We start from the raw sequence: 13,434 nt of genomic DNA, 5'->3' as shown, positions 1-13,434 counted from the left end.
TTCTATCCAAAATAGCGATGATAAATTGTTTTTGCTTCGCTTATATCTTTCGTTCCATGTACAAGTACACGACCATCTTTAAAAGCAACTAATCTCTTTTCTTCCACAGAAAATGATAATAAATATGGATTTACATTTAAATCCTGCACACGATCATTCAGCAGCTCTTTATATCTTTCAAAATCTATTTCCTCTTTATGAGGTGGTCTAATTTGAACTGTATTTCTCCCGCATAAAACTGCTGTTTTCGATGTGTTTTCTTTATTTAAATACGGGTATATCGCATTCTCTCCGCACGAAGGACAATTGTGTTTACGAAGCTTTTGCACATTCATACATGAATATTCATTCTTCCATACATCAAATGACACAAGTCCATCTCGCAGTGATTCGTAATCTTCTACTAACAGTTTAAGAGCTTCTGTTACTTGATGAGAAACGACGAGAGATACAGCAGGTGATATAATACCCGCTGTATCACATGTTGCCCCGCCAAGCGGAATCGACTGTAATAAACATGATAAACATGGTGTTTTACTAGGAAGGATTGTGTAAGAAAGACCGTAACTACCTACACATGCACCGTAAATCCATGGAATAGAATATTTTTGTGCTATATCATTCACAATAAAGCGTGTTTCAAAATTATCAGTCGCATCAATAATTACATCAACATTTGTAACAAGTTCTTCTAGCTCTTCAGCTGTTACATCTTGAACGAGAGCTTCTATTGTTACATCACTATTGATCTCTTCTAAACGTTTTTTAGCCGCTATAGCTTTTGGAAGATTATTCTTTACGTCGCTCTCTGCATACAATTGTTGTCTTTGTAAATTACTCCAATCTACATAATCACGGTCAACAATTGTTATCTTGCCAACACCTGCTCTTACAAACATCTCTGCATTTGCACTACCTAATGCACCTGCACCGATAATAAGCACATGCTTTTCTCTTATCTTTTGCTGTCCTTCTTCTCCAATTGGAGAAAATAGTTCTTGGCGAGAATATCGATTATTCAACTACGCTCATTCCTTCTAAAGGACTACTTGCAGTTGCACAACGCTTACGTGCAATACGACCTGCTTCAAAGCCTAAACGTCCTGCCTCAATACTTAATTTCATTGCTTGTGCCATTTTAATAGGATCTTTTGCTCCTGACACAGCCGTATTTAATAACACACCATCCGCTCCTAATTCCATTGCAAATGCCGCATCAGCTGGACTACCAATACCGGCATCAACGATAACTGGTACTGTCGCTTGTTCAATAATGAAGCTCAAATTTAATGGATTTACAATACCAAGCCCTGAACCGATTGGTGATGCTCCTGGCATAATCGCATGCACGCCAAGCTCTTGTAATTTACGTGCTAATACAACATCATCAGATGTATATGGAAGTACGATAAATCCTTCTTCTAGTAACATTTCAGATGCCTTTAACGTTTCTACCGGATCAGGTAATAACGTTCTATCATCACCAATAACTTCTACCTTTATCATGTCACAAAGCCCAGAGGCTTTTGCTAATTTTGCAATACGAACAGCCTCTTCAGCGTTTTTTGCCCCTGCTGTATTTGGTAATAACGTATATTTTTTCACATCAAGTTTCTCTAATAAATTAGGTTGCTTTGCATCAAAGATATCCATACGACGTACTGCAAACGTTAAAATTTCAGCTTGAGAAACGTCAATTGCCTTTTGCTGCACGTCAAAATCAGGGAATTTACCTGTTCCTAATAAAAGTCTAGAATGAAATGAAAATGGTCCAATGTTTAACATAATCAACCGCCTCCTACGAAAGTTACAATCTCAATTTGGTCTCCATCAAAAACAGATGTATCTGTATGATCATCTTTTTGTAAAATATCTTTATTACGCTCTACTACAACAATTCTGTTATCTAGCTCTAAATGTATAAGTAGCTCGGCTACTGTTTTTACACTCTCTGGCACTTCAATTTGATTACCATTAATTTTCAAATTCAAACTTCCATCCCCTTTCTAAACCGTTTTAGAAAGCAATGAATCTAGCAAATGATTCTCTTGCTTTCCTTCTATTAAATCAGCCATATATTGGCCAGAAACAGGACTTAATAAAATACCGTTTCGATAATGGCCCGTGCAAGCATATAAACCTTTTATTTCTTCATGCTCTCCCATATAAGGAGCTTCATGATTCGATTGTGGTCGTAATCCTGCCCACGTGCTTTCCCATTCTGCTTCTTTTAAAGCTGGCAATATTGTATAAGCACGCTCTAATATAGAAGTTATACTTTCTGGCTGCACAGTTTTATTGAACGTATGTGGCTTCATTGTTGCCCCAATTACGTAACGTCCACCGCGCTTTGGAGTAATGTAAAATCTTTCTTGAAAAATAGGTGCTTTTAAAAGTTGTTTTCTACTTTTTACCGCAACCACTTCTCCTTTAACTGGATATGTACCCCAATCACGGTGAAAATAACTGAGTAACTGCGTACTCCATGAACCTCCTGCAATAACGACTTTCTCACATGTGACAATACCTTCACTTGTAATAACTCCAGTCACTTTATTATTTTCAATACGGATATCAAATACTTCTGTTTGCTCATATATATCCGCACCGGAAATTGTCGCAGAATGTGCAAATGCTTTCGTAAGCTCTGGTGCAATAACATGACCGTCTTTCGGATAATATACTGCTCCTATAATAGATTCGGATAGATATGGCTCTTTTTCCCGCACATGGTCTCCCGTTAGAAAATAAGAATCTTCACCTGTTTTCTGCTGCCAATCCATAATGTGAAGAATTCTTTCCTTCTCATCTGCATTTTGAGCAATACGATAAATTCCTTTTTCTTCATATCCAATATCAATACCCGTCTTTTCACGTAAAACTGCTGCAAGTTGTGGAAATATAGCTCGGCTTTCTCTAGCAAGTTCAAATAGCGGATCATACGCATCCCATTCTGCTTGAACACCAAGTAAACCAGCAGCTGCTTTCGAAGCTTCCGATGCAATTCTTTGCTTTTCTACAATCGCTACTTTATGTCCTCTTTCTGCTAGAAAATGTGCAACTGAACTACCAATTACACCACCACCAATAATCGCTACATCATACTTCTCACACATGTTTTTCCGCCCACTTTCTTATTGATTCCTTATAAGACTTCGCTTTGCTATACGGGTTACTACTACTTAAAATTCCAGACATAACAGCAATTCCACTTACTTCACTTGCCAGAATATCCTTTGTATTCTCAGGAGTAATCCCTCCAATAGCTATAATTGGTATCGATAAGCTCCTTGCAATGTCCGAAATTTCTTCAAGCCCTCTCGCTGGCATACCTTTTTTACAATCTGTCGGAAATACATGGCCATAAACGAGTGAATCCGCTCCATTTTTAAATGCTACTATCGCTTCATCTAGCGAATGCACAGAATAACCGACATGCAAATAAGAAAACTTTTCTTTCACTGACTTTACATCTGTGCTTCGATATCCTAGTTGAACACGAGGAATATTTAATAAAATTGCAATATCAATTCGATCGTTTATGACAATTTTAGAAGCCGGAAAGCCCTCCATTAACAGAATTTCCACACCTTCATATAATTCCTTTGTACTCTTCTCACGCTCACGAATATGCAAATAATCAATCTCACTCTCAATTTGCATCGCTACATTCACTAACTCTTCGAATGGCATATGGCCATTTGAGATTACGTGGAGCTCATTTTTCATATTCATTCGCCTACTTTAAAATATTTTCGAATAGTTCATCGGCTGGGACGGTTTCTTTTGTCATTCCTTTGTCCTTCAGCCACTTATTTTGTTTCTCCCAAGACTCTTTTGAATCTGATAAGAATGGCTCATCTTTCGTTTCCATCTTCTCTAATAAAATTTTCATACTTTCCTTTTCAACTTCTGGCACAAGTGGGAAGTTTTCTTTTTCTTGATGATTTAATAAAATATTTAATGCTTCATCTGGATTTTTCTTCATGAAATCATAGCCTTTTTTCGTACCACGTAAGAAGGCTTGCAACGCTTCTTTATCTTTTTTCAACGTTTTATCACCTGTTACAAATACAAGCTCATGATAATTCGGTACACCATAATCTGCTGGATTAAAGTACGCTGGTTCATGACCTTCATGACGCATAACAGGTACTTCATGGTTAATGTATGCCCCTGTTACCGCATCCACTTTTTTCGTAATTAATGCTGGTACTAAATCAAAGCCAACATCGACTACTTTCACTGTATCTGGATTACCACCAGCTTCTTTTACCATCGTTTTTAAATACATCTCACTTAAAGGTGTTCCAGAATATCCCACTGTTTTCCCCTCTAAATCTTTTGGCGATTGAATGCCTGCTGACTTCAGTGATACAACATGATTTAATGGGGAACGTACGACAGCTCCAATTGATTTCACTGGAACTTGTTCGTTTGCTTTTGCCATAACAACATCTGGTTGATAATATAGGCCAACCGTTACTTTTCCTGCAGCTGCTAAAGTTAATGGGTCAGTCGGATTGGAAGGGAATTTAATATTCACCTTTACACCTTCTTCTTTAAAGTAGCCTTTTTCAATTGCTGCATAAATAAAGCTATGTACCGCATTTGGGTACCAATCAAGCATGACCGTTATTTCTTTTTCTTTTTTACTCTTATCTGATGCTGAATTACTAGAACATCCAGCAATCATTGCAATTAATAATGTAAACACAAAGATGCGCTTTAAAAATTTCATGAATACTTCCTCCAACTAATGAATTTCTTTTCTAATATGGAAATAATTACGACGAAGAAAATAGCTAATAATGATAACAATACAATAGGTGCAAATACGCCAGCTTCATCTAACTGCGTCATCATTCTCTTACTGAAATATCCAAGCCCAGCTTGTGCACCGAGCCATTCTCCAATTGCTGCTCCGATAACACTAAGCGGAACTGCAATTTTTAAAGCTGAGAAAAAATAAGGAAGAGCAGACGGCAACTTTAATTTAAGAAAAATATCTCTTTTTGTTGCTCCATATGTAACTAAGAGCTCCTCCCATTCTTTTTTCGTACTACGCAGTCCATCATACGTATTGACCGCAATTGGGAAAAACGTAATTAAAACTGTGACAACAACCTTACTCCAAATTGTGTATCCAAACCATAAAACAAATAGCGGAGCAAGCGCAGTAATCGGAATCGTTTGTGAAGCAACTAATAATGGATAAAATGCTCTCTCCATCCATGTACTCGCATTCATTAACATCGCTAGCCCTACACCTAATACGATAGAGATAACAACACCTATTAAAACGACGTATAACGTTGCAGGTAAATGAACTGTAAATAATATGTCTTTTAGTTTCCATATCTTCATTACAATCGCAGAAGGTGACGGTAAAATGTACATCTCATCTACAATTCTTGCTCCTATTTCCCACACAGCTAGTAAAATACTAGAAAGTGTAATAGCAGGAACTAATTCTTTCAATCGGTTCATCACACAAGTACCTGCCTTTGTAACATACTAAGAAGCTCATCTTTCAGCGCTAATACTTCCGGTTTATATAAATCTTTTCGTGTTCTGTTATGATCAAGCGGTACAGTCCGCTCAGTCAAAGTCGTTATCGGCTGCTGTTCCACTACTAAAACTCGGTTTGAAAGAAATAACGCTTCTTCAACATCATGAGTAATGAATAAAATTGTTTTTTCCCACTCTTGCCATTGTTCAAACAACCATTCTTGCAAAGAGGTCTTCGTTAAAGCATCCAACGCACTAAATGGTTCATCTAACAGCAATATTTCCCCGCCTGTTAATAAAGTTCGAATAAAAGATACACGTTGTCTCATACCACCAGATAAATCTTTCGGATATTTTTTCTCATACCCTTGCAAACCAAATTTATGTAACAGTTCCTTTGCCTTTACTTCTGCTTCTTTCTTCTGTACACCTTGGCACTCTAGCGGCAGGGCAGCATTCTCAATAATTGTTCTCCACGGCAAAAGCATATCTTTTTGCGGCATATATCCTACAGGATGGTGCTTTGTTTCTGTCAGTTCTATCTGTCCAGTACTTACCTTTTCTAGACCTGTAATAAGGCGAAATAAAGTACTTTTCCCACATCCACTCGGTCCGATAATACTGACAAACTCTTTCTCATGTATAGAAGCATTTAATTCATGGATGATTGGTTTCTCATCGTAATGAAAAGAAACATTATGAAACTGTAGTATGTTCTTGCTCCTCAAATCCCCACATCTCCTTACGATAGGACATATCCCAGAATAAATATTCAAATCGACTGGAATTTAAGAAAATCTCCTCTAATCTTTCTAGTTCTGTCTCAGACTTTCCCACTGCCATTTCATTTAATAAATCTATTAACCAAATACACAGATTACCGTATTCTTCCGAACTATATCCTTGAATCCACTCACCAAAAAACTCATGATCACTTGCTCCAGGAATATCATTTAAACGCTTTCCAATTTCCCAATAGCTCCACATACATGGAAGAAGCGCTGCTATTAATTCCGCAAGTGTGCCATTTTGAGATACAGACATCATGTAATTTGTATAAGCTAAATTTTTAGCAGATGGTTTCGCAGACTCTATCTCCTCTATAGAAATTCCAAGTCTTTTTGCATATTGTTTATGGATTGTCATTTCGCCATTTAATATTCCATCAATTTGTTCAGCGAACTTTCCCATTACTTGTGGATTCGTTGCTTTTACAACACCAATCGCATATAACTTTGCATAATCTAGCAGATATAAATAATCTTGAATAATATAATACTGGAATTTATCTTTTTCTAACGTGCCATCTCCCATACCTACTACAAACGGATGATTATGACTCATCTCCCAAACCGGTTGCACAGTTTCTAATAATCTATCGCAAAATTTCATTTCTCTATCCCCTTTCAATATATGTATCTAAATAAAAAACCACTTCTATATATAAGAAGTGGTTACAGCAAATAAAGTTATACATTTATTCGATGTTCCACTTCCCTTCGCTAGTATTACCTAGATCAGGTGTTGTAAGGGTTAAGGATTATTCCTCTCTCAGCAAATCAAGCACCCCTAGTGGTTTCAATATGAAATTTTCAAATAAAAAAGCCCCGTTTCTATACGCAAAGAAACGGGGACTCATTGTTAGTGTCCGAATTGCTTCCCTACGCTAGCATAATCTAGATCAGGTAATAAAAAGGATCAAAGGCTTACGGCCTACTCTCAGCTGGCAACACCAGCTCTCCTAGCAAACTATAAAATTATCACTGTCAGTATAACACCCTAATAAGACATCATCAACTTTTTTAATTTTCTTAATTATTAACAGAATATCAAATTTATACAATACATACATTCTATTTTAGAAAATAAAACCCCAATTAATTGCATAAGAAGGAATCATTATCCTCAAAAAATTTATTTTTATATTGATTTCATATTACATTTATGTGAATACACCCACTATATTATATCTTTATACTATAATAAAATTACAACTATACAACTAGAGGAGGTCTCTATTCCATGAATATGAAAGCTACTGCTTTAACAGCAACTACTGTAGCGATTGCTTCTTTACTTCCTTCTATGGGTGAAACAAATGTACAAAAAGCAAACGCTGAACAATTATCTAATATTAAAACTGGGTATGTCAAAGTCGATCAAGTAGCATTACATACAGAAGATAACGTAAAAAGCACATCAATTGATACAATTCGCTTTAATACAAAAGTGAACATCCTTAAAACAACTAATGAGTGGTATAAAGTATCTGTTCATAATAAAGTAGGTTATGTACAAAAAGATGCTATTTTACTAAAAAACAAACTTCATTCTAATGATCAATACATCGTTAATGCTAATGCATTAAACGTTCGCTCTGAACCTAATTTAGAATCTTCCATTTTAGATGTATTACCAAATGGCAAGTTTATTACCGTTCAAGAAGATCAAGGCGAATGGTATAAAATATCGCATAATGGCCAAACAGGTTACGTACAAAAAGCATTCATCTCTAATGGTTCACAACCCTTAGTAAAAGGAATCACCGTTCAAAATAATACAAAATATACTGTTGCAACACCTAATCTAAATGTACGTAGCACCGCTAGTACAAGTAGCGCTCTACTCGGTTCATTACAAAACGGTACACAAGTACAAGTAGTAGAAACTGTAGGTACTTGGTATAAAATTCGTTTTGGCACAGGATACGGATATGTAGCAAAACACTATGTAGTACAAAATCAACCACAAGCTAAAACAGATCAGCCTTCATCAATTCCAGTTGCTTTCAAATTCCCCGCTCAAGGAAGAATTAGCTCAACCTTTGATATACGCTGGGAACAAATGCATTATGGTATAGATATTGCCGCTCCAGGAAACGTCTCTATCCAAGCTGCTGCTGCAGGTAAAGTTGTGAAATCTTATTATTCAGCTAGCTATGGCAATGTTGTTTTCATTGCGCATCAAATCAATGGGAAATTATATACAACTGTTTATGCTCATATGAAGGATCGCACTGTACAAGCTGGTGATCAAGTACAAACTGGACAATTAATAGGTCATATGGGAAACACAGGTCATTCATACGGGCAACATCTTCATTTTGAATTACATAATGGAGAATGGAATTTTGAAAAAACAAATGCAGTAAATCCACTGCCATATTTAGTTAGGTAAATTGTATGCCACGCAATATACCTCTTATAATTGAATACGTAGCCTTTTTAGGTTTAATCTGTTGTTTAATCATTTACAATACAAACATTGTATTTTTATCTATTATTATTGCTTTTGTTGCATTAGAAATTATGATGGAATCATTTCAAGTGCAACTAAAACAAAAAATTGCCCATATTTATAATGCTATTTTTCTTTTGAGTGCTCTCATAACAAATATAATTAGTAATGGCTTTTATTTATCTACTGTATTTCCAGTATTCTTTATGGCTGTTTTATTATTTGTAGCTAGATATATTAATGTCCCTTATAACCAAAAACAAAAACAAGAACAAGAAGCTTAGAAAGAGGAGACACTGTGTACCAATCTTTCAAAGATACTCCAATACAATACATATTGAATCTGTATAAGAAAGCCAATACTTTTTTTGGTATACAAGGAAGTTATACTGCACAACTTCTCCTATATGGAATGTTGTTTCTTGTCTTAATCACTTTCTCCTTGTTTTACTAACAAAAAAGGATCTCACATAAACTGGAGATCCTTTTTAATTTATATTAATTTTTCATATCGAAAATATTGTTTATCCACAAGCATATTTTTCATAAATAAAGCTCAGATTATATTTTTTCTCTAAGCTCATTCGTTGTTCGTCATCGCACCAATAGAAAAGAATATCATGAATCGTTGCATAACGCTTATTTTTAAGAAATAGCCTAAAGAATGATGGTAAACAATCATGTAATTGTATAAATATATAATTGCGTAGTGTTTCTTCTTTATATTCAATGCCCTTACAAATATACAGTAATTCTTCACAATAATATGCATGCTGTGGAACTTGTATCATTTCGAAAAATGGCACATAAGATAGTAGCTTTCCAATAAAATGACCGTATCGATCCATTACTCCTATCGTCATATGCTCCATCATTTCTTTCATCACATATAAATAATCATCTACATGCGTTGTCTTTAATGGGTCTAAGCGATCGGAAATTTGAGATAATACAGCTCTTTGACATGCTAAAACTGCCTGACTAGGTCCATAATATGATAGGAAATCTGTACACTTACGATATTTCCGTAATAAATCATGTGTATACAAATCATATACAAAAGTATTACAATACATTGCTAAACTCATCATATCACTATTTAATTGCTCTTTTGATAATGATTTCGCTCTCTTGCACATATAAAAGAATGTAAATTCCAATACTTCTTTATGAGATAATAAATGTTTACAATCGGTTATACACTTCTCATTAAATTTAACTCTATCCCAAATTTCAATATCCCTATCTGTCAATTCACCTATACGATATTTAATAATTAAATAATTTAAAGCAACTGATTGCGTCAAAAGATCCCATGTTTCATATTCCAATGAAGTATGAACAAACTCAGCTAATCCTTGCGCTATCATAAAATCATTTGCCTCTTCATACCAACCAATCTCTTGGCATAAGCGAAGAATACGCACTAAAGTTGGAATTTCATCTTTATGAAACTGCGGTAATTTCTTTGCTTTATTCATGCCATATACGATAAATGCCGCTAAATTTTCTTCTTTATAAAATTCTTTCTCTTTCCATACTAATATAGTTCGTTCTTTCCCCTCACCTTTTGGGTGACAAGGTACAAGCAAAGAAAATAATTCAGCGAAATTATTTGGTTCTATATATGTATCTGTAACCAAATTCCAATTTGGATCGCCCTGTACAGCCTTCATATAATTCCCCTTCCCTTTTCATCTATGTAGGAAATATTAATTTATTATCGCACCACTAAAAATTAATATTGTTATATTCAAAATCTATCATAATACTTATATCTATCAGTATATCATCTTTTCTCTTATTAAAAATTAAGAATAACAAATTTTAAAAAAATGTCGAAATTATTAACCGTATCCTTATTATATAATGTCTCAGATACATCACGCTAACATATTAGTTTAATCCATATATGCTAGAATAATGTATCTGAAATTTATATATAATTTAGCTCTTTATGAGTGACCATTAAACTCTCGGTTAATTAAAGTTTCAATTTACTCTGTACGCTCTGAGATTTCACTCAAGGCAAATCCAGCTTGATCATCTGCTGATTCCCTTATAGCTAAATCTCCTAGTGCTAACATGCCAATAAGTTGACCACTATCAACTACTGGTAATCGTCTAATTTGATGCTGTGCCATTAGCTCTGTAGCTTTTTCAATAGAATCATTTGGAGAAACTGAGATAATATTTGTTGTCATCACATTTGTAATTTTATTAGATCCAGGATGTTTTTCAGCAATCCCTCGAACGACTAAATCACGATCAGTAACAAGCCCAACAACTTGCTCATTTTCAACAACTGGAATTAATCCAACTGATTCTTCCTTCATTTTAACAGCTGCCTCATATACATTGTCTAGCGGTGTACAATGTACAATATGGGTACTCATTAAGTCTCTAACTCGTGTCATTATTTATTTCCTCCTTTTTATACATACCATAGCTTTTCCAAAATTCCTTTATTTATTTCTGGAAAGTAACGTAATAAAAAGGATTAACAAAATAAAAAAGAGCCAGCATAATGCTGACTCTTTTTTGTATGACCCGTACGGGATTCGAACCCGTGTTACCGCCGTGAAAGGGCGGTGTCTTAACCACTTGACCAACGGGCCATGGCTCCGCAGGTAGGACTCGAACCTACGACCGATCGGTTAACAGCCGATAGCTCTACCACTGAGCTACTGCGGAATAATATATGGTGGGCCTAAATGGACTCGAACCATCGACCTCACGCTTATCAGGCGTGCGCTCTAACCAGCTGAGCTATAGGCCCATATACTTTACAGGGGCAGTAGGAATCGAACCCACACTGGAGGTTTTGGAGACCTCAGTTCTACCTTTAAACTATGCCCCTAAATGATGCCGGCTAGAGGACTTGAACCCCCAACCTACTGATTACAAGTCAGTTGCTCTACCAATTGAGCTAAGCCGGCATAAAAAAATGGTGGCTCGGGACGGAATCGAACCGCCGACACGAGGATTTTCAGTCCTCTGCTCTACCGACTGAGCTACCGAGCCAACATAAATGGCGGTCCCGACCGGGGTCGAACCGGCGATCTCCTGCGTGACAGGCAGGCATGTTAACCACTACACCACGGGACCATTTGGTTGCGGGGACAGGATTTGAACCTGCGACCTTCGGGTTATGAGCCCGACGAGCTACCGTGCTGCTCCACCCCGCGACAATATAAAGTTTTAAAAAATGGAGGAGGTAGAGGGATTCGAACCCCCGCGCGACTCTCGCCGCCTGTCGGTTTTCAAGACCGATCCCTTCAGCCGAACTTGGGTATACCTCCATGAAGGAAAAAATAAATATTTTATTATTATATGTCTAAACCATTAAAGAAAAAATGGAGGAGGTAGAGGGATTCGAACCCCCGCGCGATTCTCACCGCCTGTCGGTTTTCAAGACCGATCCCTTCAGCCGAACTTGGGTATACCTCCGAGACATATATTAAATAAAGTGGAGCCTAGCGGGATCGAACCGCTGACCTCCTGCGTGCAAGGCAGGCGCTCTCCCAGCTGAGCTAAGGCCCCATGTTTTTTGGGAATATCGGGAAGACAGGATTTGAACCTGCGACCCCCTGGTCCCAAACCAGGTGCTCTACCAAGCTGAGCCACTTCCCGTTAATAAAAGCGCGCCCGAGAGGAGTCGAACCCCTAACCTCTTGATCCGTAGTCAAACGCTCTATCCAATTGAGCTACGGGCGCATATGGTGCCGAGGGCGGGGGTCGAACCCGCACGGTGGTCACCCACCGCAGGATTTTAAGTCCTGTGCGTCTGCCTGTTCCGCCACCCCGGCATGTCATATTGAAAATTGGAGCGGAAGACGGGATTCGAACCCGCGACCCCAACCTTGGCAAGGTTGTATTCTACCACTGAACTACTTCCGCAAGACATGTATGAGTTATTTTATTAAAAGTGCGGGTGAAGGGAGTCGAACCCCCACGCCAAAGGCGCTAGATCCTAAGTCTAGTGCGTCTGCCAATTCCGCCACACCCGCATATTTCATTAAAATGGTGAGCCATGAAGGACTCGAACCTTCGACCCTCTGATTAAAAGTCAGATGCTCTACCAACTGAGCTAATGGCTCTTAATGGCTGGGCTAGCTGGATTCGAACCAGCGCATGACGGAGTCAAAGTCCGTTGCCTTACCGCTTGGCTATAGCCCATTAATTAAGAATGGTGGAGGGGGGCAGATTCGAACTGCCGAACCCGAAGGAGCGGATTTACAGTCCGCCGCGTTTAGCCACTTCGCTACCCCTCCGACATATATGGTGGAGGATGACGGGATCGAACCGCCGACCCCCTGCTTGTAAGGCAGGTGCTCTCCCAGCTGAGCTAATCCTCCATTTTGCCTGGCAACGTCCTACTCTCACAGGGACAAGGTCCCAACTACCATCGGCGCTAGAGAGCTTAACTTCCGTGTTCGGTATGGGAACGGGTGTGACCTCTCTGCCATCATTACCAGACTGTATTCATTTAAGACAAGAATCATTTTAACTCATTTGACCTCGAAAGTCAACAAGTTTTTTATATTCTTTCAAAACTAGATAACATTTGCTACATATTATATGGTTAAGTCCTCGATCTATTAGTATTCGTCAGCTCCACATGTCACCATGCTTCCACCTCGAACCTATCAACCTGATCATCTTTCAGGGATCTTACTAGCTTAC

Annotated in this window: 13 protein-coding genes, 20 tRNA genes, 2 rRNA genes and 2 riboswitches; of the genes, 2 read left to right on the top strand and 33 right to left on the bottom strand. The window is 37.6% G+C overall.

Annotation, left to right across the window (positions count from 1 at the left end):
* Positions 1–2: 2 nt before the first annotated feature.
* From thiF to tenA, 9 genes are read right to left on the bottom strand one after another with little or no spacing between them, the layout of a single operon-like run.
* Positions 3–1,022 carry a thiazole biosynthesis adenylyltransferase ThiF gene (gene thiF, locus CGQ22_RS27630; RefSeq protein WP_074594513.1) on the bottom strand — a complete coding sequence of 340 codons (1,020 nt, stop codon included), beginning with the start codon at positions 1,020–1,022 and terminating at the stop codon, positions 3–5.
* Positions 1,015–1,785 (bottom strand): thiazole synthase, encoded by a 771-nt coding sequence (thiG, locus tag CGQ22_RS27625; RefSeq protein WP_089149612.1) that lies wholly within the window; start codon positions 1,783–1,785, stop codon positions 1,015–1,017. The genes thiF and thiG overlap by 8 nt, the downstream gene beginning before the upstream one ends.
* A gap of 2 nt (positions 1,786–1,787) precedes the next feature.
* Complete coding sequence (gene thiS, locus CGQ22_RS27620; RefSeq protein WP_001049504.1) at positions 1,788–1,991, bottom strand: sulfur carrier protein ThiS; 204 nt, start codon at positions 1,989–1,991, stop codon at positions 1,788–1,790.
* Between the two features lie 15 nt (positions 1,992–2,006).
* A complete protein-coding gene (thiO, locus tag CGQ22_RS27615) occupies positions 2,007–3,116 on the bottom strand; it encodes a glycine oxidase ThiO (protein ID WP_000333300.1) in 1,110 nt (369 codons plus the stop codon).
* The gene (gene tenI / locus CGQ22_RS27610; RefSeq protein ID WP_089149611.1) at positions 3,109–3,729 is read right to left on the bottom strand and encodes a thiazole tautomerase TenI; all 621 of its coding nucleotides are present in this window, start codon (positions 3,727–3,729) and stop codon (positions 3,109–3,111) included. Before tenI ends, thiO begins: the two co-directional genes overlap by 8 nt.
* 10 nt (positions 3,730–3,739) lie before the next feature.
* A complete protein-coding gene (locus CGQ22_RS27605) occupies positions 3,740–4,741 on the bottom strand; it encodes an ABC transporter substrate-binding protein (protein WP_089149610.1) in 1,002 nt (333 codons plus the stop codon).
* Positions 4,738–5,490, bottom strand: coding sequence for an ABC transporter permease (locus CGQ22_RS27600; protein WP_089149609.1), 753 nt, complete (start codon positions 5,488–5,490; stop codon positions 4,738–4,740). Before CGQ22_RS27600 ends, CGQ22_RS27605 begins: the two co-directional genes overlap by 4 nt.
* Positions 5,490–6,239 carry an ABC transporter ATP-binding protein gene (locus tag CGQ22_RS27595; protein ID WP_001256791.1) on the bottom strand — a complete coding sequence of 250 codons (750 nt, stop codon included), beginning with the start codon at positions 6,237–6,239 and terminating at the stop codon, positions 5,490–5,492. The genes CGQ22_RS27600 and CGQ22_RS27595 overlap by 1 nt, the downstream gene beginning before the upstream one ends.
* Complete coding sequence (gene tenA / locus CGQ22_RS27590; RefSeq protein WP_089149608.1) at positions 6,208–6,903, bottom strand: thiaminase II; 696 nt, start codon at positions 6,901–6,903, stop codon at positions 6,208–6,210. The genes CGQ22_RS27595 and tenA overlap by 32 nt, the downstream gene beginning before the upstream one ends.
* Positions 6,904–6,988: 85 nt before the next feature.
* Positions 6,989–7,092: riboswitch (TPP riboswitch) on the bottom strand.
* Between the two features lie 60 nt (positions 7,093–7,152).
* Positions 7,153–7,264, bottom strand: a riboswitch (TPP riboswitch).
* 269 nt (positions 7,265–7,533) lie between these two features.
* Here tenA and CGQ22_RS27585 point away from each other — a divergent pair.
* Positions 7,534–8,688, top strand: coding sequence for an SH3 domain-containing protein (locus CGQ22_RS27585; RefSeq protein ID WP_089149607.1), 1,155 nt, complete (start codon positions 7,534–7,536; stop codon positions 8,686–8,688).
* Positions 8,689–8,693: 5 nt separating this feature from the next.
* Positions 8,694–9,032 (top strand): hypothetical protein, encoded by a 339-nt coding sequence (locus CGQ22_RS27580; RefSeq protein WP_001137824.1) that lies wholly within the window; start codon positions 8,694–8,696, stop codon positions 9,030–9,032.
* A 240-nt stretch (positions 9,033–9,272) separates the two neighbouring features.
* Here CGQ22_RS27580 and CGQ22_RS27570 read toward each other — a convergent pair whose 3' ends face one another.
* The 24 genes from CGQ22_RS27570 to CGQ22_RS27455 form a co-directional block, all read right to left on the bottom strand.
* Positions 9,273–10,424: a DUF3965 domain-containing protein gene (locus tag CGQ22_RS27570; RefSeq protein WP_000648912.1), complete on the bottom strand. Its 1,152-nt coding sequence runs from the start codon at positions 10,422–10,424 to the stop codon at positions 9,273–9,275.
* A gap of 321 nt (positions 10,425–10,745) precedes the next feature.
* Positions 10,746–11,165 carry a CBS domain-containing protein gene (locus CGQ22_RS27565; RefSeq protein WP_000199011.1) on the bottom strand — a complete coding sequence of 140 codons (420 nt, stop codon included), beginning with the start codon at positions 11,163–11,165 and terminating at the stop codon, positions 10,746–10,748.
* 129 nt (positions 11,166–11,294) lie between these two features.
* Positions 11,295–11,366: transfer RNA gene (locus CGQ22_RS27560), tRNA-Glu, on the bottom strand.
* Position 11,367: 1 nt separating this feature from the next.
* A tRNA-Asn gene (locus tag CGQ22_RS27555) sits at positions 11,368–11,442 on the bottom strand.
* Between the two features lie 8 nt (positions 11,443–11,450).
* Positions 11,451–11,527 (bottom strand) — tRNA-Ile (locus CGQ22_RS27550).
* A 10-nt stretch (positions 11,528–11,537) separates the two neighbouring features.
* Positions 11,538–11,608 (bottom strand) — tRNA-Trp (locus tag CGQ22_RS27545).
* A gap of 6 nt (positions 11,609–11,614) precedes the next feature.
* A tRNA-Thr gene (locus CGQ22_RS27540) sits at positions 11,615–11,687 on the bottom strand.
* A 9-nt stretch (positions 11,688–11,696) separates the two neighbouring features.
* A tRNA-Phe gene (locus tag CGQ22_RS27535) sits at positions 11,697–11,772 on the bottom strand.
* Between the two features lie 8 nt (positions 11,773–11,780).
* Positions 11,781–11,856, bottom strand: a tRNA-Asp gene (locus CGQ22_RS27530).
* A gap of 3 nt (positions 11,857–11,859) precedes the next feature.
* Positions 11,860–11,936 (bottom strand) — tRNA-Met (locus tag CGQ22_RS27525).
* Between the two features lie 21 nt (positions 11,937–11,957).
* Positions 11,958–12,050, bottom strand: a tRNA-Ser gene (locus tag CGQ22_RS27520).
* A 55-nt stretch (positions 12,051–12,105) separates the two neighbouring features.
* Positions 12,106–12,198, bottom strand: a tRNA-Ser gene (locus CGQ22_RS27515).
* Between the two features lie 20 nt (positions 12,199–12,218).
* Positions 12,219–12,291 (bottom strand) — tRNA-Ala (locus tag CGQ22_RS27510).
* Between the two features lie 16 nt (positions 12,292–12,307).
* A tRNA-Pro gene (locus tag CGQ22_RS27505) sits at positions 12,308–12,381 on the bottom strand.
* A gap of 10 nt (positions 12,382–12,391) precedes the next feature.
* A tRNA-Arg gene (locus CGQ22_RS27500) sits at positions 12,392–12,465 on the bottom strand.
* Between the two features lie 3 nt (positions 12,466–12,468).
* Positions 12,469–12,557: transfer RNA gene (locus tag CGQ22_RS27495), tRNA-Leu, on the bottom strand.
* Positions 12,558–12,573: 16 nt separating this feature from the next.
* Positions 12,574–12,648, bottom strand: a tRNA-Gly gene (locus tag CGQ22_RS27490).
* A 29-nt stretch (positions 12,649–12,677) separates the two neighbouring features.
* Positions 12,678–12,758, bottom strand: a tRNA-Leu gene (locus tag CGQ22_RS27485).
* A gap of 14 nt (positions 12,759–12,772) precedes the next feature.
* Positions 12,773–12,848, bottom strand: a tRNA-Lys gene (locus CGQ22_RS27480).
* Positions 12,849–12,852: 4 nt separating this feature from the next.
* A tRNA-Gln gene (locus tag CGQ22_RS27475) sits at positions 12,853–12,927 on the bottom strand.
* A gap of 11 nt (positions 12,928–12,938) precedes the next feature.
* Positions 12,939–13,022, bottom strand: a tRNA-Tyr gene (locus tag CGQ22_RS27470).
* An 8-nt stretch (positions 13,023–13,030) separates the two neighbouring features.
* Positions 13,031–13,106: transfer RNA gene (locus tag CGQ22_RS27465), tRNA-Val, on the bottom strand.
* A gap of 5 nt (positions 13,107–13,111) precedes the next feature.
* A 5S ribosomal RNA gene (gene rrf, locus CGQ22_RS27460) occupies positions 13,112–13,227 on the bottom strand.
* Positions 13,228–13,329: 102 nt separating this feature from the next.
* Positions 13,330–13,434 (bottom strand): 23S ribosomal RNA (locus tag CGQ22_RS27455); the annotation flags it as partial.

Source organism: Bacillus sp. M13(2017) (assembly GCF_002218325.1).
GTDB classification, from domain to species: domain Bacteria; phylum Bacillota; class Bacilli; order Bacillales; family Bacillaceae_G; genus Bacillus_A; species Bacillus_A thuringiensis_K.
Note: the sequence above shows the minus strand (reverse complement) of the source record. Positions and strands in the feature narration are given on the sequence as shown.